Origin of the sequence: Planctomicrobium stercoris, from assembly GCF_051465655.1 — a bacterium.
Taxonomy (GTDB): Bacteria; Planctomycetota; Planctomycetia; order Planctomycetales; family Planctomycetaceae; genus Planctomicrobium.
In genome coordinates this window covers 3,255,647-3,276,354 of record NZ_CP195791.1, presented here as the reverse complement: position 1 = coordinate 3,276,354, position 20,708 = coordinate 3,255,647, and the positions used below count along the sequence as shown (strand labels likewise).

Genomic DNA, 20,708 nt, shown 5'->3' with positions numbered 1-20,708 from the left:
CTCAAGGCGCTCGTATCCTTTTGACTTGGTGCATGAGCGATGGTCGCTTGTCCCTGCACGGAAAACAGGCCTCGCCACCCGCACCGATGTCTCATTCACGCTTCACATTCTGCATTCCAGCACTCGGATTTTTCATCGCATGTCTTATCCTCGAATTGCCACGTTGAAATCGTTAACCGCTTTTCGCGAACGTCTCCAGCAACTGAATGTTCACCTGCCGGTAGATGAGGAGGTGCAAACCGGATCGTCGGCTCCCCTGGCCCAGCCGCTGATGTCCAGGTCAGGCACCATCGGCAACCGATTCTGTATTCTGCCGATGGAAGGCTGGGATGGCACAGCAGAGGGACATCCGACGGAATTAACCCGACGCCGGTGGCGAAACTTCGGGGCCAGTGGTGCGAAATTGATCTGGGGAGGAGAGGCCGTGGCGGTGCATCCGGAAGGCCGCGCCAATCCGCATCAGCTGCTCATCAATCAGAAGACCCTGTCCGATTTCATCGGCTTGCGGGAGTTGCTTCAGCAGACACATCAGGAACGCTTCGGCAGGACGGATGACCTGCTCCTGGGATTGCAGCTGACACATTCCGGACGGTTTGCGCGGCCACACGAGCATCACCGCCTGGAACCGCGAATCCTTTATCACCATGCGCTGCTTGCCGAACGCTACGGCGAGCCCGCTGTTGGCTGCCTCATGTCCGACGATGAAATCCAGCGGTTAATCGAGCACTTTGTTCTAGCTGCTCGACTGTCGCAGCGAGCAGGATTTCGGTTTGTCGACATCAAGCATTGTCACGGATATCTGGGGCATGAATTTTTGTCCGCTGTCGATCGTCCCGGGCGGTATGGGGGCTCACTCGAGAATCGGACCCGATTTCTGCGCGAGATTGTTGCGGGCATTCGCGCGGAGGCTCCTGGGCTGGAGATTGGCGTGCGGCTGAGTCTGTTCGATTTCCTCCCGTTTCGGCCGGGCTTTGATGGTGTGGGAGTACCTGCCCAAGAACCGGGCCATTATCGGTACGCATTTGGAGGCGATGGCACGGGCCTGGGGATTGATCTCACTGAAACTTCGGCGTTTCTCACGCTGCTGGAAGAACTCGGCATCGAACTGGTGTGTTCGACTGCAGGGAGTCCGTACTATAACCCCCATCTTCAACGTCCGGCGACGTTTCCCCCCAGCGACGGGTATCAGCCGCCGGAAGATCCGCTGTTGAGCGTCGCTCGGCAGATCGAGACAACCGCCCGCGTCAAGGCGCTGCATCCCAGCTTGATCGTCGTCGGTTCCGGATACTCGTATCTGCAGGACTGGCTCGCCCATGTGGGTCAGGCAGTGATCCGCCGAGAGGAAGCAGACCTGATCGGCCTGGGACGCATGGTTCTGTCTTATCCCGAGATGCCGGCCGACACGCTGGCTGGCCGGCCGATGGCTCGTAAACTGATCTGCCGTACCTTTAGCGACTGTACCACCGCCCCGCGGAACGGTCTGGTCTCCGGCTGCTACCCTCTGGACCCGTTCTACAAGCAACGAACCGAACGGGAACAGCTACTGAAAATAAAAAGCGACAAGACCGAAGCACCGTAGAAACCCAGGACCGAATCGCAATGCGATTCACCCAACCGGGATCATTTCCTGGAACGCCAACCGGTCCGGGGGCTGCGGCAGGCGAACATTGCCCGTACCACTCAGCAGGAGAACCGCAAGCTCAGTACGCTGCGGAAGGAAGCCGGTCAGACTCAGACCCAGCTGGTCAACCACATTGTAGACATCAGTGCAACAACGTAGCGCCTGTGGAGGAGGGGGAATTCAGGGAAAAGTGCAGCGCCCAGATGCCTGCCAGTTGCCCTTTCTGCAGACTTTGAGGTTTTGAGATTCCAGGATCTGACAACCGGCAGCGGAAGCAGCGGCACCCGCCCAAGAAGCTCTTCGAACGACTCAAGGAGACATCCAGACAACTTTCCGCCGCCCCGCTGTCTCGACACGAAGAGAAAATTTCGGTTGAATTGACGAAGTGACTGAGCCTCCGATGTTGTAGCTGGATGAATTCCGCTTTGAATCCACCGAGGTAAAAGCGATGAATCGAGGATGTACCGCATTCGCGTGTATCGCAGTGACTTGGGGACAGATCTGCTTTGCGGACCTTCCTGCTCCCGCGACTTCTGTAATCGACTTCGAGAAGCAGATCAGTCCGATCTTTGCAGCCAAGTGCCTGGATTGTCATGGGGCGGATCTTCAGGAAAGTCGGTTTCGACTCGATCGCAAAACGTCCCTGATCCGAGGTGGCAATTCAGGTGAGCCGGCGATTGTGCCGGGCAACAGTGCAGAGAGTCATCTCATCAGGCTTGTGGCGGGGATCGACGCCGGACAGGTGATGCCACCGAAAGGGGGCGATCTCCTGACCAGCGATGAGATCAGTTTGCTGCGAGCCTGGATTGATCAGGGAGCCGTCTGGCCGGGACCTGACGGAGTGGTGATCGACGAGAAGGTCACAAGCGATCACTGGTCGTTTCAACCGTTGAAAGCGGTCAGCCTCCCCATGGTGAAGAGTGACCGGATTCAAACGCCGGTCGACACCTTCATTCTTCAATCCCTGGAACAGCACAAGATCCATCTGAACCCGCCTGCGGACCGCCGGACGCTGATACGCCGGATGTATCTCGATGTGCTCGGGTTGCCTCCCACGCCAGAACAGGTGCAGCGGTACGTTAAAGACGATTCCCCTCATGCGACCGACATACTCATCGAACAGGTTCTGTCGAGTCCTCAGTATGGAGAGCGGCAGGCGCGCTACTGGCTGGACCTTGTTCGATTCGCGGAAACCTATGGTTTCGAAACAAACCGCGAGCGTCCCAATGCATGGCGCTATCGAGACTATGTCATTGATTCATTCAATGCCGACAAGCCCTACGACCAGTTTGTCAAAGAGCAGCTGGCAGGGGACGTTCTTGGAGATGTGAACGGTCTGGGATTTCTTGTGGCCGGGGCGGCGGATCAGGTCAAAAGTCCGGATCTCAATCTGACGCTGATGCAGCGTCAGAATGAACTGGACGACATGATCAACACGACGAGTACAGTCTTTCTGGGGCTGACGGTTGGCTGCGCGCGGTGCCATAACCATAAATTCGATCCGATCACTCAGACGGATTACTATGCATTGCAGGCGATCTTTGCTGGCGTCAATCACGGAGATCTGGCTCTCCCGCTCCCCCCTGCTCAGCTTGAGCAAGTGCAACTGGTCCAGAACAAAATTTCGGAATTGAGCGGAAAGCTGACGTCGCTCATTGCCTCGAGCGATTCGCCGTCGCTGGTGTTGATCGACGATCATCCGAGTGTTGCGAAGGATTTCGTCGAAGTGCTGCAACCACCGAGCGGGTACGGGCAGAACCTGACCGGGACGGAGCCGGGACAGTTGAATGATGTTGGAGACAAGGACCGGTCCCGCAACGTGAGCGGCGGCAGGTATTCGTGGTGGACGTCGACAAGTGGAGTGCCAGTCATTGCCTGGGCGCCACAGGTGACTGGAGAGTATCGGGTCTGGCTCTCCTGGGGAACAGGCTTTGACTCACATTGCCAGGACGCAAGGTATGTGATTGACAGGGACGGCAATCCAGCGACGACGAACGACTGGATCGATCTGGCGATCGTCAATCAGCAGCGGTTTGCGAACGGTCAATCCGGGTTGCTGCAGGAACCTCTCTGGAGCGGATTTTATTATGCCCGCACCGTGAAGCTCGACTCCAAACAGAAGATACTGCTTGTGGCAGGAAAGACAGGCAAGGCGATGACTGCAGACGCCCTGCTGCTCGAAGCGGCGGTCCCCGGGGAGGAGGCCCCTTTGGATTTGAAACCGAACTTCCGGGCACCGGCTCAATCAACAGAGAACACGGAAGAGTTCTCGCCGCATCAGGCTCGATTCGTCCGGTTCCACATCGACGCTACCAACGGGGGGCAACCCTGCCTGGATGAACTGGAAATTTTCTCCGGAGCGAAGAATGTGGCAGCCGCCAACGCGGGGGCCCGGGCGAGTGCCTCGGGATCACTGAAAGGCTACCCCATTCATCAACTCGAACACGTGAATGATGGGAAGTACGGAAATCAGTTCAGCTGGATCGCAGACCAGACTTCGCAGTCCTGGGTGCAGATTGAATTTGCCCACTCTGAATCAATTGACCGCATCATCTGGAGCCGGGACCGGGAGGGCCAATACACCGACCGCCTTCCGGTGCGATACCGGATTGAAAGTTCCGATGATGGCCAGAAATGGAAAACAATTGCCAGCTCTCAAGGTCGGTTGTCGCTCACCCCGGATCATCTGAGTGCGACCGATCGCTTTGACAATCTGCCTGCGGAGCAGGCGCCCCTTGCCAGAAGCCTGCAGCAGGAGCTGATGGTGCTTCGACAGAGGAAAGAACAGTTGTCGAAGCCGCCGCAGGCCTATGCTGGTCAATACCAGCAGCCGGGACCGACCCATCGACTGTTTCGCGGCGAACCGATGATGAAGCGAGAAGAAGTGAGTCCGGGTGTTCCTGCGATCTTCGCGAACCTGAACCTTCCATCAGATACCCCCGAACAGGACCGTCGGGGTGCCCTGGCAGACTGGCTGGCCTCTTCAGAGAACCCACTTTTGGCCCGGGTGATTGTGAACCGTCTCTGGCAGTATCACTTTGGACGGGGACTGGTCGAGACTGCCAGCGATTTCGGGGCAGCTGGAGTTCCTCCGAGTCATCCTGAACTCCTCGACTGGCTGGCGATGGAGTTGAAGTCAAACGGCTGGTCGCTCAAGAGAATTCATCGACTCATTCTGGCCTCCGCGACATATCAGCAGTCCAGTGCACCTTCTCCCCAAGGATCGGAGATCGATGCAGAGAGCCAGTATCTGTGGCGTTACCCTCCTCGTCGACTCGAAGCGGAGCCGATGCGGGATTCAATTCTTGCGGTCTCGGGTGTGCTCGACTTGCGGGCAGGCGGCCCGGGCTTCAGTCTGTTCGAGATTGAAGCTGAGAACGTTCGGCATTATGCCCCTAAAACGTCGTTTGGCCCGGAAGAATGGCGACGGATGATTTACATGACCAAAGTCCGCATGGAGCAGGATTCGGTCTTCGCAGCCTTTGACTGCCCTGATGCGGCGACTTCCGTTCCCAGACGAACCACGTCGACGACACCACTGCAGGCTCTCAACCTGTTCAACAGTGAGTTTCTGTTGCAGCAGTCCGATATTTTCGCCGAGCGACTTCAACGAGAACATCCGGAAGATCGAACTGCACAGATCTGCAGGTCTTATGAACTGTGTTACTCACGGTCCCCGTCTTCTCCTGAAATTCAGACGGCCGAGACATTCATCAATCAATATGGACTGTCAGCATTCTGTCGGGCGATCCTCAACAGCAATGAATTTCTGTTCCTTCAATGAACGTGGTCCAGCTGAAACGTCAGTGCACTCATCAGGAATTGTTGTCGCTGGCCAATTCAACAGGGGGTTGACATGTTGTTTCGAGATTTCCTCCCGCAGACGCACAGCCATCTGCTGAACCGCCGCGGCTTTCTGAGCGAGACAGTCTCCGGCCTGAGCAGTATCGCTTTCTCGATGATCCTGGCGCAGCAGGGCCTGCTGTCCTCCGCACGAGGGGCCGTCCCGAGTGTCAGCGGAAGCTCGCCGATCCGCCCCAGGATCGACCCCGGCCATCCATTCGCGGCCCGTGATCCGCATTTCCCGGCAGCAGCGAAGAACGTGCTGGTCATTTTCTGCTCAGGTGCATGCAGCCAGCTCGATACTTTCGACTACAAGCCGGAACTCATTGCCCGGCACGACCAGCCGATGCCGGGCGGGGAGAAGCTGGTGACGTTTCAGGGGGAACAGGGAAACCTCACGAAGAGCCCTTGGGTCTTTCGTCCGGGGGGCGAATGCGGCAAGATGATTTCGGACCTTGTTCCCAATCTGCGGGAACTGGCAGATGAGTTCTGTTTCCTGCATTCCGTCAAAGGAAAAACAAACACGCACGGCCCCGGTGAAAATTACATGTCCACCGGATTCACGTTGAACGGGTATCCCAGCATGGGAGCCTGGACAACCTATGCGCTGGGAAGCGAGAACAGCAATCTCCCTGCGTATATCGCCATTCCCGATCCGCGCGGCGCACCTCAGGCCTCTGTCAATAACTGGGGACCGGGGTTTCTTCCTGCAGCATTTCAGGGAACCGACTTCAATTCGGCCAAACCGATCCGGAATCTCAAACGTCCAGCTCAAATCAGCCAGGACGTGGACGACGGGACCCGCGACTTTCTCCAGCAGCTCAACAATCGGCACCTCGAAAAGTTCTCCGGCGATTCAGAGCTGGCTGCTCGAATCGCCAGTTATGAACTTGCTGCCCGAATGCAGGTGAGTCTTCCGGAGATTACGGACCTGTCCACGGAATCCGCTGCCACATTCAAACTCTATGGAGCCGATGACACCCGGAATGCACTGAAGGCAGCCTACGCTCGCAACTGTATTCTCGCCCGTCGCCTTGTGGAACAAGGGGTCCGCTTCGTACAGCTCTTCAATGGCGCCTATCAGACGGGGGGCGAAGGAGTCAGCAACTGGGACGGACACAAAGATCTTCATGGCCAGTATTCGGTGCACGGACCGGTGTTCGATCAACCGACCGCAGCACTCATCAAGGACATGAAACAGCGTGGACTTCTCGAGGAGACTTTAATCGTCTGGTGCACGGAATTCGGACGCATGCCGACATTTCAAAAAGGAGCCAGCGGCCGAGACCATAACCCGGAAGGCTTCACCTGCTGGATGACCGGAGCGGGCGTAAAAGCTCCTTTCACCTATGGAGCGACCGATGAGTTCGGCTACCGTGCGGTCGATAACGTGGCCACGATCCATGACTTCCATGCCACGATTCTCCATTTGCTCGGCCTGAACCATGAACGCCTGACATACTATAACAACGGACTCGAACGACGTCTGACAGACGTGCATGGAGAAGTCATTCAGGCGATCCTTGCTTAAAGAACTCTTTGAATTCACAGTGAAGGCCGATGCTGGGCTCTCCAGGACAACAAATTCCGATCTGGTCGATATCGTCAATGCTCCGCGACTGGACAGAATCTCCAGACTCTCGAGCAGTTTTGCCAATAATCTATTACGTTCCGCAGGCGATCATATGGACTTTCATGCGCTGAAAATCCTGAATCGCCTGCACATGATAGACCAAACTGGTCCAGAGCGAATCTCACGACAGCGTGGCATCCCGGCGGCGATCAACACAGCATTGAATGATCAACATGGGAGCCCGTCTGGTGCTTCACAACTGTGATATTGTCCTGTTGAAGAACGGACTGGAGCAAATTGTGCCTGGCTTTTGAGAACAGCAGGGTGAGCCCTGCCGGAATGGCCCGCAGAGAAGCTATCTGGAAGCCCGTTAACAAGTCACTTGTGGAGACTCGCCATCATTGTGAATTGCTTTCAAACAGCCCGCGAGAACGTCCTGGCAACATCGACCGTGGTCATCAGCGAAAGGGTCCCTTTCTGGCGTGAGTACCGCACAATCGCTTTCCGCTTTCGATCGCAGGAATCAACTGCCCCTGTGGGGAGCCTCAAGCTTTCTTCACGAACTCCGACTTCAACTGCATCGAGCCGAAGCCGTCGATCTTGCAGTCGATATCGTGGTCCCCTTCGGTCAGACGGATGTTCTTGACCTTCGTTCCCGCTTTCAGCACCGAAGAAGCCCCCTTGACCTTGAGGTCCTTGACCACCAAGACCGTGTCTCCATGATTCAACACATTGCCATTCGCATCTCTCCAGACACGCGTTTCTTCGCTGGCATCGACAGCACCGGTTTTCCACTCATAAGCGCATTCCGGGCAGACGAACAGGCCACGATCCTCGTAGGTGTACTCTGACTTGCATTCGGGACAAGGGGGCAGAGCGCTCATTTCATTTCCTGCTCATGACTCAGGGACGGGACGGTCTCAGTGCACAGGATTGTAGTGGAAGTCCGCAATCTTGGAATGTGCAGGACTCCGTGTTCGAAATGAAAGTCGGCCCCGCACGGAGGAGAACCTGCGGTTCAACTTTGAGGGTTCCGACTGGAAAGGCCCGTGGAACAGGTTGGGGTGAAGCCGAATTTCGATGTCGATGGTCCGCTCATGATCTGACGCGATCCCGGATCACACTCACTTTGCCCGGCGGGTTCGCGATCTAAAGGACAGAGTGAATGAGAGGTTCTGCGCAAATGGTTTTCACAGGGACTTACTGCGCAAGTTCACGGGAACTGGGTCGTACAGGGATGCTGGACTTTGATTCTTGACGTTCGATCAGCCAGAATAATTCCGTCACTCCTTGCCGTCACAGAGTTTGCAGGTCAATGCAATGATGAAACCGCGCGGGTTGTTTTGGGGATGTCTGTTGCTGTTGATCGGCACGGAAGCGAGTCTTCTGCATGCAGAGAATTCCCGGCGGATCGACTTCTCACGACAGATTCGACCGATCCTCGCGGATAAATGCCTCGCCTGTCACGGTACTGACGCCAATCATCGCGAAGCGGGATTGCGACTCGACCAGTCCGAAGATGCATTGCGAGGAGGGGATAGCGGAACTCCGGCGATAGTGGCTGGCCATCCGGACAAGAGTGAATTGATTCGCCGGATCGATTCGTCAGACGATTCCGAACAGATGCCCCCTCCGGCATTGAAAAAGAGTCTGACTGCGGAAGAGAAGGATTTGCTGCGGCAGTGGATCGCGGAAGGGGGCGAATATCAGAAACACTGGGCTTTTCAGGCTCCCGTGCGCCCTTCTTTGCCCCACGTGCAGCAGGCGGACTGGCCCCGCAACGAGATCGACAGTTTCGTCCTCGCGCAGCTTGAGGAAGCCGGTTTAAAACCATCTCCACAGGCGGACCGGATCACATGGATCCGCCGGGTGACAATGGATCTGACTGGTCTTCCGCCGACGCTCGAAGAACTCGATGCGTTCCTGGCGGACCAGGATCAGGAGGCGGAGCAACGGGTGGTCGATCGTCTGCTGGGGTCCCCGCATTATGGAGAGCGCTGGGGACGAATGTGGCTCGACGGAGCCCGCTATGCTGATTCCGATGGTTATGAAAAGGACAAGCCCCGATTTGTCTGGGCATACCGCGACTGGGTCGTGCAGTCGTTCAATCGCGATCTTCCGTACAACGAGTTCATCATCGAACAGCTCGCTGGAGATCTCCTGCCGAACCCGACTCAGGATCAACTTGTGGCGACCGGTTTCCTTCGCAACTCCATGCTCAACGAAGAAGGGGGCATCGATCCGGAGCAGTTCCGCATGGAAGCCATGTTCGACCGGATGGACGCGATCGGTAAAAGCATCCTCGGGTTGACCCTGCAGTGCAGCCAGTGCCACGACCATAAGTATGACCCAATCTCCCAGCAGGATTACTATCGACTCTTTGCTTTCTTTAACGACACTCATGACGCGAGTGTTCCGGCATATACGCCTCAGCAGCAGATGCAGCGGGCACAGGCGTTCTCCCGGATTGAAATGCTCGAAGAGGAATTGAAGCATCGGGTTCCGGACTGGCCACAGCGATTGGCCGACTGGGAGCGGACGCTGCCGGAAGTGAAGACCGAATGGTCTCCGGTCGCTCCCCGGCAGGAAGTGAGCGGTGCCCAGAAGCATTATGTCCTCAAGAATGACTCCATCCTTGCGCAGGGGTATGCGCCGACGAAATCGACGACCACATTCGAAGTCACTTCCCCGATCGAATCGGTCCAGTCCGTCCGGCTGGAACTTTTGAATCACCCTGATCTCCCCTTGTCAGGTCCGGGGCGAGCTGTAGATGGGACGTGTGCCCTGACCGAAATGGAAATCGAAATCGCTCCCGCTGACGGTTCGTCGGGGTACGAGAAAATCAAGATTTCCTCGGCAGTTGCGGACGTCAATCCCCCTGAGGCTGAATTGAGCCCGCAGTTTGCAGACCGGTCCAAGCTGCATCGTGTGACCGGTCCGATTGAATTTGCGATTGACGGCAAGAAGGAGACCGCCTGGAGCATCAACGTCGGTCCTGAAGACAGCAATGTTCCCCGCACAGCGATTTTTGCCCTTAACGAACCAAGAACGTTCCCGGGAGGAACGAAACTCCGCATTCATCTGGTCCAGGAGCATGGCGGATGGAATTCGGATGATAACCAGACTAATAACCTCGGTTGCTTCCGCTTCAGCGTCACGGGAGAGGAACAGGCCAAGCTCGATGTTGTTCCGGTGTCCATTCGTTCTGTCCTGAAGACTCCAGTGGAAGCACGAACTTCCGCACAGCAGAACCAACTCTTCTCTTACTGGCGAACGACCCTCTCCGAGTTCGATGAAGTCAACCGTCAGATCGAAGAGATTCGAAGCCAACTTCCGTCACCGGTCACGCAACCCAGTCTCGCCAGCCGCGAAGATTTACGCACCTCGTTCGTTCTGGCCAAAGGTAATTTTCTTCAGCCGACCGAACCCGTTACGCTCGGAGTCCCAGCGATTCTTCATCCGTTGGAGAAGGAATCTCCCACCCGTCTGGATCTGGCGAGGTGGTTCGTCGATCCGCGGTCGCCCACTGTCGCCCGGTCAATGGTGAACCGAGTCTGGCAGACTTATTTCGGGAACGGACTGGTCTCCACCAGTGAAGACTTTGGACTGCAGGGAGAGTATCCTTCGCACCCGGAATTGCTCGACTGGCTGGCGGTCGATTTCATGGAGCACGGCTGGAGTCTGAAGCGACTCCACCGACAGATTCTGAATTCAGCGACCTACCAGCAATCCTCAGCTGTCACTCCGGAATTGCTGACACGTGATCCGGACAATCGTCTGCTGGCTCGCGGTTCGCGCTTCCGCATGGAAGCAGAAGGAGTTCGGGACCTGTCCCTGGCGGTCAGCGGACTGATCAATCTGAACGTGGGCGGTCCGCCGGTCTGCCCCCCCTGCCCCGAGTTTCTGTTTCAACCCCCAGCGAGTTACGGTCCGAAGAGCTGGCCGCTGGCGACCGGCCCGGAACGTTATCGCCGGGCCCTGTATACGTTCCGCTTTCGCTCGGTCCCTTATCCGGTTCTGCAGATCTTCGATGCTCCAATCGGCGAAGTCTCCTGTGTGCGCCGTACGAAATCGAACACTCCGCTTCAGGCTCTGGCCAGTTTGAATGAACCGGTCTTTCTGGAATGTGCCCGGAATCTGGCAGCAGTATCGCTGCAGCCAGCGGAAGGTTCTGATGAGGAACGGCTCAAACAAACGTTCCGCCGCTGCACCTCGCGCCTTCCCACGCCAAGCGAACAGGCGACGTTGATCGCTTACCTGAACCGGCAGCGGGAACGGCTGAGCAAGGGGGAGATCGACGCTGCAGCGATCGCATTCTCGACCGAGCAGGAGAATCCCCTTGATGCAGCCGCATTGCAGGAGCGCGCCGCCTGGACATTGCTGTCCCGGGTGCTGCTGAATCTCGATGAAACCATGACCCGCCAGTAGTTTGATAGACAGCCGAGGTGCAACATGAATCATGATCAACATGCGGTCAGTCGACGCTGGTTTCTGCAGCAGTGCGGAGTGGGACTGGGCAGCATCGCCCTGTCACAGTTGCTGGGAAGCCGGACTCTCGCGGGGCCCGTTTCAGACCCGTTTGCATCCCGGCCCGCTCATTTCCCGGGGAAGGCTAAAAGTGTCATCTTCCTGTTCATGGGAGGCGGGCCGAGTCAGATTGAACTTTTCGACAACAAGCCGGATCTTGCGAAGTTCAGTGGCACGCTCCCCCCGGCCGAGCTGCTCAAAGGCTACCGCGCTGCGTTCATCGATCCGAACTCGACGTTGCTGGGCCCGAAGTTCCAGTTTTCCCGACACGGCGAATGCGGAGCAGAACTCTCGGAGCTGCTGCCCCATCTGAGCAGTGTTGCTGACGACATCACCATTGTCCGCTCGATGGTGACGGACGCCTTTAATCACGCTCCCGGTCAGCTATTGATGAGTACGGGCAATCAGCAGTTCGGACGTCCCAGCCTGGGGGCCTGGATCGTTTACGGACTGGGAAGCGAATCCCGGGACCTGCCTGCCTTCGTTGTCTTCAGCAGCGGACAGAAAGGTCCCAGCGGCGGAAACAGCAACTGGGGAAGTGGCTTTCTTCCCACGGTGTATCAGGGCATTCAGTTTCGAGGCGGACCCGAACCGGTCATGTTTCTCGACAACCCGCCGGGGATCGACCGTTCGTTACAACAGGATTCCATCGAGACCATTGCTGCCCTCAATGGGGAAAGGCTTCTGGAGATGGGCGACCCCGAAATCGCGACACGTACACGCGCGTTTGAAACGGCCTTCCGGATGCAGGCCAGTGCTCCCGAATTGATGGACTTGACCCAGGAGACTCAAGCCACACTGGACCTGTACGGCGCCGAACCCGGGAAGTCATCCTTCGCCAACAATTGCCTGCTGGCCAGAAGACTGGTCGAACGCGGCGTACGATTTGTCGAACTCTTCCATGAATCCTGGGATCAGCATGGCGGCCTGACGAACGGGCTGAAAAACAACTGCAAAAACACCGATCAGGCAGCAGCTGCATTGATCAAGGATCTCAAACAGCGGGGCCTGCTTGATGAAACGCTGGTCATCTGGGGTGGAGAATTCGGTCGCACTCCGATGGTTCAGGGGGGCGACGACGGACGGGACCATCATCCAAACGCCTTCTCCATGTGGTTTGCCGGAGGCGGGATGAAGCCGGGCCTGACGCTGGGGGCGACCGATCCCCTGGGGTTCAATGCCGTCGAAGACCGCGTGCACGTCCGCGACCTGCACGCCACGATCCTTCACCTGCTGGGACTCGACCATGAACGCCTGACCTACAAGTTCCAGGGTCTCGACATGAAACTCACAGGCGTTGAACCTGCCCACATCGTCGAAAAGCTACTCGCCTGACATAACTCAATGCGAGTCACGTTCACGCAGTGGAAGAATTTCTACGCGGACCAAAACGGCGCGACTGCTGCGTGTCAGAAGCGCGTTCTGCGGCAAGATCGGTTTACGAAGGGAGATTCAGACCTGCCTGTGCTCGCCCTGTGGCAGCATGCAACCTTACGACGACACATCCGGATGAGTTCCAGCACGAATCACTTCCGTCTTCTATGCTTTCTGTCGTTTTGAACCTACTGCTCTTCGACTCGCCACCTGAACACGGCCAACGAGGCTGAGACGAGGGGATGGCTGTCTCCGGGACGATAGTCCACCCTGTGCTCATCGGAATTGGAAGTATCTATCTGCAGCTCCCAACGGCCGCCGGTAGCTGATGCTGGAAAAGTGAAGGGAATGGGTTCTCCGTGATCGGCGTTGAACATGATGAGCAATGTGTCCCCGTAGACATCCTCGCCCTGTTCATTCACATCGATTCGGCCTCCCTTGAGCACCACACCCAGGCATCTTGCGTGAGCCGTCGCCCAGGCCTGGTCGGTCATCTCGGTCCCATCGTTGTTCACCCAGATGATCTGCGAGGCCCCTTCGCCCTTGAGCACTTCGTCATGAAAGAATCGGCGACAGCAAAGGACCGGCTGGCCTTTGCGAAATTCGATCAATCTCTGAACAAACGTGAGCAACTGCTGCTGTTCATCAGAGAGATCCCAGTTGAACCATGTCAGCTCATTGTCCTGGCAGTAAGTGTTGTTGTTTCCCCGCTTGGTTTTTCCGACCTCATCGCCGGAAAGAATCATCGGGACTCCCTGAGAAAGCAGCAACGTTGCCAAAAGGCTGCGAATTTTGCGATTCCGCAACTCCGCTATATCCGGGTTATCCGTGGGCCCCTCGACGCCGCAATTCCAGCTGATATTGTCGTCGGGTCCATCGGTATTGTCATCGCCGTTGTCTTCATTGTGCTTGCCGTCATATGAGACAAGATCGCGGACGGTGAAGCCGTCATGTGCGGTAATGAAATTTATGCTCGCAGCGGGACGGCGTCCGTCCCATTGATAGAGATCGCTGGATCCACAGAGTCTGGTCGCAAATTCCGCAATGAATCCGCCGTCCCCTTTCCAGAAATGTCGCACGCAGTCGCGATACAGCCCATTCCATTCCGACCACAACACCGGGAAATTGCCGACCTGATAGCCGCCTTCTCCCAGATCCCAGGGCTCAGCGATCAGCTTGACCTGAGATAACACAGGGTCCTGGTGAATAATGTCGAAGAAAGCGCCTAACCGGTCAACATGCATTAGTTCCCGAGCTAACGAACTGGCCAGATCGAAGCGAAATCCGTCGACGTGCATCTCCATCACCCAGTATCGCAAACTATCCATGATCAACTGAAGAACCCGCGGGTTACGGAGATTGAAGGAGTTTCCGCATCCGGAAAAATCCATGCAGTATCGCGGGTCCTCAGGGGACAGCTTGTAATAGGCGGCGTTATCGATGCCGCGAAAGGACAATGTTGGGCCGAGGTGATTTCCTTCCGCCGTATGGTTGTAGACCACATCGAGAATCACCTCGATTCCGGCGGCATGGAGGCTGCAAACCATCGTTTTAAACTCCTGGACGAGATCGAGTGCCTGAATGCGGGATTTGTAGGCAGGATCCGGAGAGAAATAGCCGAGCGTATTGTAGCCCCAGTAGTTGACCTGATTTCGGTCAATGAGATACCGGTCATCGACGTGAAAGTGAACGGGGAGTAATTCCACAGCGGTCACTCCGAGTTTCTGCAGATATCGAATTGCGGACTCAGAGGCGACCCCCATATACGTGCCGCGAATTTCCTCCGGGATGTAGGGGTTGAGTTGCGTGAACCCTTTGACATGCATCTCGTAGAGAATGGTCTGATGCAACGGCACGTTCGGGGGCCGGTCGTTTCCCCAGGTAAACGCCGGATCAACGACCATCGCCAGCGGAGCATACGCTGCGCTGTCCCGATCATCGAAGCTCAAGTCCTGGTCCTGATGACCGATGTGGTAACCAAAAAGAGCATCGTCCCACGTCAGATTTCTTGCGATCGATTTTGCATACGGGTCCAGCAAGAGCTTATGGGGATTGAAGCGATGCCCCTGCAGAGGCTCATAGGGACCATGGACTCGATACCCGTAGAGCTGGCCCGGCAGAGCATCCGGCAGGTAAGCATGCCAGACCTGATGAGTGCGTTCCTCCAACGGGATCCGGACAGTCTCCGTCTGATCCTCCACGGAATGAAACAGACAAAGCTCAATCCGTGTCGCATGTTCCGAATAGACAGCGAAGTTGACCCCTTTTCCGTCCCAGGTCGCTCCGAGAGGATACGGCTTGCCAGGCCAGATTCGAACAGCATCACTTCCTGAAGCGAGAGCCCAAGCTGGTTGACGAGGCGACAAATGTCGACTGTCGTTGTTGAGAGTTCTCAACAATGTGGACGGTTTCGACTGCCGGTTCTGTTTCTGCGAGATCTCTTTCATCTGGACACTCTTGAAGGAAATCGCACCGTTCGCGAAGTCCGAACGGTGCGATTCGCCGTCCCGGGGGATACCTCTGCCGAGCGAATACCAGGGTCGCTGGTCCGTCTGCGTGCACCTCGACCGGGTCAAATCGGTAATGGCGTGGTCATTTCTCTGAACTGCATGTTTGTCAGGGCTCCCAGGTCGTCATCACGATCAGAGGGAACTCTTTCAGATGTTCCGAGAGATTCAGTATTCCGTCGTCAGCCCGGATTTCATTTCGTGTGAAGATGTTCCAGTATCGCCTCGGAGTTCCTTCAAGCAGATTCACCGTGACTGGAACATCAGATTCATTCTGCTTTCCATAGCGGAGTGTCAGTCTTGGAACAGCCACGACGATTGCTTCAACGCGATCTCCCCAGCGAGCCGCGCGGGCAAACGCGCAAATCGATTCCGGAATGGCACCGTCCACTTCCAGCGGGGAATACGATCCTGAATGGAAGAACGATGGAGATGCAGCGCGTGCTTGCAGGCAGCTCCAGAGAACGAACAGCTTGAACCGATGATCAGCCGGGTTCTGCGCCAGCCTCTGAATGACCGACCTGCGATCGTGCTCAAGTTCGTCCTTCAATTCGTCCAGCAGGACTTTTCGCTGGGGGAAATCGACCGGCCTGCGATTGTCGGGATCGACGAGGCTGTCGTCCCAGCGCTCCTGTCCTTGAAAGACATCCGGAGTTCCGGGAACGGTGAGCTTGAGAACAAGCTGTGCCGCGGAGTTGATCAGTCCGGCTTCGCTAATGCGTGCGACCAACTCCCCCATGTCCTGAAGAAACCGGTTTCCTGTGGATTGACGCAGTGCCCCGTCGATGAAGTCCTTGACCGCCTGTTCATACTCTTCGTCCGGCGAAATCCAGCTGGTCTGTTCCTTGGCTTCATGGACAGCTTTGACCATAAACTTGTGGATCCGTTCTCGTAAGTCGTCGTGCGTTTGCGAGTCGACCTCGCCTGCCGGCCAGATCCCCAGAAGAGTTTGATAGAATAGGTACTCATCGTTTCGATCGGGCGCGGTGTTGCCATGGACGGACTTGAGAAAACGACGATTCCATCGTCTCCACCGTCCGACCGAAGTTCTCCAGACGTCTGGAATCTCCGAGAGACAATTGATTCGGGAGCGGACATCCTCGCTTCGCTTGGTGTCATGTGTTGAGCTGCACAGCAGCGTTGCCGGAAATTCACGCAGGCGCCTTTCATTCTCATGATGAAACTGGCTGAGCGAAACGACTGCACTCGGAGGGTGAGAACCCACTTCGTTCATCGACAGGAGTGGAATATCACGATAGAACGCGGTGTCTTCGACCCCCTTGGCCATGACCGGGCTGGTCACTTGCTGAAACCGGCCGATAAAGACATCAATCTCGAGCTGTCTGGCGTTGGCCTCTGTGGCTTGATTCATCAACAGATCGCCGATGAATTCGAAGAGACGTGCATCCATGGCGGGATTGGCGCGACGCGCCTTTTCCACCGCATGCATCACGATTTTCCGGTCATCCGAATGGGATGAACCAGGGCGGAGATACGTGCGATAAACAGTGAAGTGGACGATCACTTCACTCAGAGCATTCGTGAGTGACTTCAATGTAAAGTCTCGCGCGTAGCGATCGTGCTCGGCAATTCGCTTCAGTCGGGTCGCGAGCAGGTGCAGTTCGCTCGACATGGAGACATCCAGGATCAGCCGTTTTGAGTTTCGTGCGGTGACATCGAACTCGTCCCGGCGTTCGGTGAACCTTGCATAACTGCGACGCAGCTTGGCTGCCCCGGCCCCATCAATGAAGAGACCATTGACGGTATTCAGAAAGTCATATCCAGTTGTCCCCATCACGGGCCACTCGGCGGGAAGAGACTCTTCCGGCCCCAGGATCTTTTCAACCAGAAGGTAAAGCGGGAGATTTTCCTTAGAGACTCTTAAAGGAGGTCGTTCATGCACCGCATCGTCCACAGCGAGGTCCAGAATTGAAAACGGGTCGGGTCCGCCGAACTCACGATGAAGGCTCCGGAGGAAGTCGCTTTGCAGAGACATCCAGTCCTGATCGGATTCTTCGGGATGTTGATCTCTCCAGAGCTTTTTCCCGAGCTTTAGCAAATAACTCCACTGCAGTCGCCAAAGGTATTGCCCCGGATCGAAAAGGCCGTCGACATGGTCAATTCGGAGTCCCTGGATTTCCTCATTGACCAGCATGTCGAGAATGAGCTGATGACTCTGTTCAAAGACAACCATCTTTTCAGTACAGACAGCTGCCAGCTCATTCACATCAAAGAAGCGACGGTAGTTGATCTCGTCCGAAGCAGCTTTCCAGGACGAGAGACGATAGGCCTGACAGTCCAGCAACTGCTCCAGCGGGTCAAAGCTGGCTGAGTTCCCAGGTTCGCCATTCAATTGTTCGAGAACCTTCTGCAGAGCGCGTGCGCAATCGGCATCCCCTTCCAATAGGGCCTTCAGTCGACTCTTGATGACCAGCGTTTCGCGTTGTCGCTCTTCGGAGCCTGCGGGAGTGACGTCTGTTCGCGGCGGCAAATGATGCAGAGCCGTCAGAATGCTTTCCAGCTCGATCGACGTTTCTGCTGAAGGCTGGGCCTGTGTCAGCTGATCCCGCAGCTTCTCGAGGATGATCGGGTAGCTGCGGGGATCCACCGGAAGCGAATGCGAATAATACTGGATACGAAAGGCTCCGGATTCCAGATTCACCTTCAGTTCGCCCGCTTCCAGAACTTCGCCGAACGCGTCTCCCAGAATGGGAAGGAGAATTTTGTTCTTGAGAGATTTCTCGACCGGGTTCCAGTCGATGTCAAAGAAGTCTGCAAACAAGGAGCTGGGCCCATGCTCCAGGACGTCGATCCACCAATTGTTCTCTTCAGAGGTGCTCATGTGGTTGGGAACAATATCGAGGATGATCCCCATCCCTTCTTCTTTCAGGCATTGCACCAGATCTTGAAACTCCTCTCTGGTTCCAAGCTGTGGATCGAGTTCCGAATAATTGACCGTGCAATATCGGTGCGTCGCATCCGAAGCGACTTTCAGGATTGGAGATGCGTAAACATGGCTGATCCCCAGTTGACTGAGATAGGGAACCAGTTCAATCGCATCGCGAAACCGGAAGTGTGACTTGTGAAATTCCAGGCGATAGGTCGCTCGTGGGTGGCAGGCCCTTCGCGCTGCTTCCTCGATCACGTTCCGTGCGATTTCCTGGGCTTCGTCGACCGGAGACTCAAGAGGACTCATGACATTCATAGAGTTGCATCTCCCATGGCAACAGGCCTTCGGACGGACTGCGTTCGCTTCGCCTGCCTCCGTAACGGGCGAGTTCCGTCGACAGAATCAACTCCGATGGAACAGGCAATCCCGGACGTGGAACAGACTCACCGCTCAGGTTGGCCAGTGCCAGAAGTGACTTTCCGACTCCACGCTGGGCGGAAAGCACAGGTGAATCTCGTGGCGGATTACCAACCTTGACCGGGATGATTTCCGCACGCGTGTGTTGCCGGTCTAAAAGTCCGGGGTGAGTGCGGCGCAATGCCAGCATGTCCACGTACAGTTGCCGCATCTGTGCCGCGAACGTCCCTGGGGGCCAAGCCCACGTCAAACGTGCGGAAATGAATGTGGACTCAGCCTGCGGATCGGAAATCTCTTCTCCCCACTGAAACCCCAGATCTTCGAATTCCTGCCGGCGTCCTTTTCGAACAACTTCGATCAATTCAGAGTCTTCAAACGAGCAGAAGAACGGGAAAGGGTTCTGTTCGCCATATTCTTCACCCATGAACAGCATCGGGATGCAGGGAGAAATCAGCAGTAAGCCGCAAGTCAGCCGCTGCACTTCCTGAGAAAGCCACGTCGATGGTCGATCTCCCTGAGCGCGGTTGCCGATCTGATCATGGTTATGAACGCAGACCACAAATTGGGTTCGGTCGCGATCCCGGACAGAGGCACCGTGCCGACGTTTCTTGCACTGACTGTCGATTCCGTCGTAAACAAAAACGTCGTTGTATGCTTTGGCAAGTTGTTCCGGCTGGCCGAAATCTGCGAAGTATCCGTGTCGCTCACCACGGAGCAGCGCGTGGACGCTGTGATGGAAATCATCCGCCCAGACCGCATTCAGACCGATTCCATTCCGTTCGACCGGATCGATGATCCGAGGATCATTCTGGTTGCTTTCTCCAATCAGGTGAACGATGCGGCCCTGTTGATCCGCAATGTCCTGAACTTCCTTCTGAAGTTCCGTCAGGATGTGTCTGGCCCCCAGATCGTAGATGGCGTGTATGGCGTCCAGCCGCAGGCCGTCCATATGGAAATCACGCACCCACATGCGAGCATTGTCGATGATGAACCGGCGCACCGGCTCACTCCCGGTATCGTCAAAATTGAGTGCCTTCCCCCAGGGGGTGTGGTATTTGTCCGTGAAATACGGTCCGAATCGGGATAAGTAATTTCCTTCAGGGCCAAGGTGGTTGTAGACGACGTCCAGAATAACGCCGAGCCCCACCCGGTGTGCCGCATCCACGAGTCGTTGCAGCTCCCGTGGTCCGCCGTAGGAATGCTGCACCGCAAATGGGAACACACCGTCGTATCCCCAGTTTCGCGTCCCCGGAAATTGCGACACAGGCATCAGTTCAATCGCGGTGATGCCCAGTGCCTTCAACTCCGCTAACCGAGGTATGATGGCGCCGAACGTCCCTTCACTCGTGAATGTTCCGACATGGAGCTCGTACAGAATGAGTTGTTCTCGTGGAATTCCAGTCCATTGATGATCCGACCAGTGAAACTGCGAAACATCCACAACAACCGAAGCCCGGTGGACGCCGTCAGGCTGAGAGCGTGAGGCCGGGTCCGGAAGATCAACCCCATCGACCCGGTAACAGTACCGCAGACCTTCAGCGGCATCGTCCAGCTGACATGTGAGCATCTCTCCGCAAGTCGTCAGGTCCCTGACAACTTCCTGAGGTCCGGGCGAAATCACCAACTGAACCGTCTCTGCATTCGGCGCCCAGAGTCTCCAGAGAAATCCGCCTTCTGAAACTCGCAAGGCCCCCTGAGAATATCCATGCTGCCCCATTGATCCCTCTTTGCCTTTGCAATTGAGCAAGCATTGCGCACCTGTACTCGCTCTCTCCATCGAGAACTTGGCACTGCAGCCATCATGCCTGATGGCAACGAATTCCCGGATTAAACGGTCGGGTGACGGGTCCCAGCGCTTCAATGCGACGCAGCGCAGCGTGAAAGATCGACCACGGTCGCAAGCGAAAATCTCTCGTGCTCGGTCCCTGAGGCGTCAGGTGATCGTTCATCTCTCAT

Annotated in this window: 10 protein-coding genes; 6 read left to right on the top strand and 4 right to left on the bottom strand. The window is 56.3% G+C overall.

From position 1 onward, the window contains the following. Window positions 1–139 precede the first annotated feature (139 nt). From SH661x_RS13345 to SH661x_RS13330, 4 genes are all read left to right on the top strand, one after another. Window positions 140–1,579: an NADH:flavin oxidoreductase gene (locus tag SH661x_RS13345; RefSeq protein WP_437222188.1), complete on the top strand. Its 1,440-nt coding sequence runs from the start codon at window positions 140–142 to the stop codon at window positions 1,577–1,579. Between the two features lie 490 nt (window positions 1,580–2,069). Continuing rightward, window positions 2,070–5,405, top strand: coding sequence for a DUF1553 domain-containing protein (locus tag SH661x_RS13340; protein WP_437222185.1), 3,336 nt, complete (start codon window positions 2,070–2,072; stop codon window positions 5,403–5,405). 72 nt (window positions 5,406–5,477) lie between these two features. After that, entirely contained in the window at window positions 5,478–6,995 is a 1,518-nt protein-coding gene (locus tag SH661x_RS13335; protein WP_437222183.1) for a DUF1501 domain-containing protein, read from the top strand. Next, window positions 6,964–7,302: a hypothetical protein gene (locus SH661x_RS13330; RefSeq protein ID WP_437222181.1), complete on the top strand. Its 339-nt coding sequence runs from the start codon at window positions 6,964–6,966 to the stop codon at window positions 7,300–7,302. Before SH661x_RS13335 ends, SH661x_RS13330 begins: the two co-directional genes overlap by 32 nt. 280 nt (window positions 7,303–7,582) lie before the next feature. Here SH661x_RS13330 and SH661x_RS13325 read toward each other — a convergent pair whose 3' ends face one another. Next, window positions 7,583–7,921, bottom strand: a complete 339-nt coding sequence (locus SH661x_RS13325; protein ID WP_437222179.1) for a zinc ribbon domain-containing protein YjdM — start codon at window positions 7,919–7,921, stop codon at window positions 7,583–7,585. 436 nt (window positions 7,922–8,357) lie between these two features. On the opposite strand from SH661x_RS13325, the gene SH661x_RS13320 reads away from it, so the two are divergent. Both SH661x_RS13320 and SH661x_RS13315 read left to right on the top strand, forming a co-directional pair. Further along, entirely contained in the window at window positions 8,358–11,465 is a 3,108-nt protein-coding gene (locus SH661x_RS13320; protein ID WP_437222176.1) for a PSD1 and planctomycete cytochrome C domain-containing protein, read from the top strand. 24 nt (window positions 11,466–11,489) lie between these two features. Beyond that, window positions 11,490–12,899 carry a DUF1501 domain-containing protein gene (locus tag SH661x_RS13315; protein WP_437222173.1) on the top strand — a complete coding sequence of 470 codons (1,410 nt, stop codon included), beginning with the start codon at window positions 11,490–11,492 and terminating at the stop codon, window positions 12,897–12,899. 227 nt (window positions 12,900–13,126) lie between these two features. Here SH661x_RS13315 and glgX read toward each other — a convergent pair whose 3' ends face one another. The 3 genes from glgX to treZ all read right to left on the bottom strand — a co-directional run bounded on the left by glgX (window position 13,127) and on the right by treZ (window position 20,469). Continuing rightward, the gene (glgX, locus tag SH661x_RS13310) at window positions 13,127–15,385 is read right to left on the bottom strand and encodes a glycogen debranching protein GlgX (RefSeq protein ID WP_437222171.1); all 2,259 of its coding nucleotides are present in this window, start codon (window positions 15,383–15,385) and stop codon (window positions 13,127–13,129) included. Between the two features lie 169 nt (window positions 15,386–15,554). Then, entirely contained in the window at window positions 15,555–18,641 is a 3,087-nt protein-coding gene (gene treY / locus SH661x_RS13305; RefSeq protein ID WP_437222168.1) for a malto-oligosyltrehalose synthase, read from the bottom strand. Further along, on the bottom strand, window positions 18,628–20,469 hold the full coding sequence (gene treZ / locus SH661x_RS13300) for a malto-oligosyltrehalose trehalohydrolase (protein WP_437222166.1): 1,842 nt from the start codon (window positions 20,467–20,469) through the stop codon (window positions 18,628–18,630). The genes treY and treZ overlap by 14 nt, the downstream gene beginning before the upstream one ends. Between the last annotated feature and the right edge of the window lie 239 nt (window positions 20,470–20,708).

What these genes read in the sequence shown, in the direction of transcription:
- treY (WP_437222168.1), bottom strand. Translation starts at nt 18,641, where the DNA reads ATGAGTCCTCTTGAGTCTCCGGTCGACGAAGCCCAGGAAATCGCACGG.
- SH661x_RS13330 (WP_437222181.1), top strand. Translation starts at nt 6,964, where the DNA reads ATGGAGAAGTCATTCAGGCGATCCTTGCTTAAAGAACTCTTTGAATTC.
- SH661x_RS13335 (WP_437222183.1), top strand. Translation starts at nt 5,478, where the DNA reads ATGTTGTTTCGAGATTTCCTCCCGCAGACGCACAGCCATCTGCTGAAC.
- glgX (WP_437222171.1), bottom strand. Translation starts at nt 15,385, where the DNA reads ATGAAAGAGATCTCGCAGAAACAGAACCGGCAGTCGAAACCGTCCACA.
- SH661x_RS13315 (WP_437222173.1), top strand. Translation starts at nt 11,490, where the DNA reads ATGAATCATGATCAACATGCGGTCAGTCGACGCTGGTTTCTGCAGCAG.
- SH661x_RS13340 (WP_437222185.1), top strand. Translation starts at nt 2,070, where the DNA reads ATGAATCGAGGATGTACCGCATTCGCGTGTATCGCAGTGACTTGGGGA.
- treZ (WP_437222166.1), bottom strand. Translation starts at nt 20,469, where the DNA reads ATGGGGCAGCATGGATATTCTCAGGGGGCCTTGCGAGTTTCAGAAGGC.
- SH661x_RS13345 (WP_437222188.1), top strand. Translation starts at nt 140, where the DNA reads ATGTCTTATCCTCGAATTGCCACGTTGAAATCGTTAACCGCTTTTCGC.
- SH661x_RS13325 (WP_437222179.1), bottom strand. Translation starts at nt 7,921, where the DNA reads ATGAGCGCTCTGCCCCCTTGTCCCGAATGCAAGTCAGAGTACACCTAC.
- SH661x_RS13320 (WP_437222176.1), top strand. Translation starts at nt 8,358, where the DNA reads ATGATGAAACCGCGCGGGTTGTTTTGGGGATGTCTGTTGCTGTTGATC.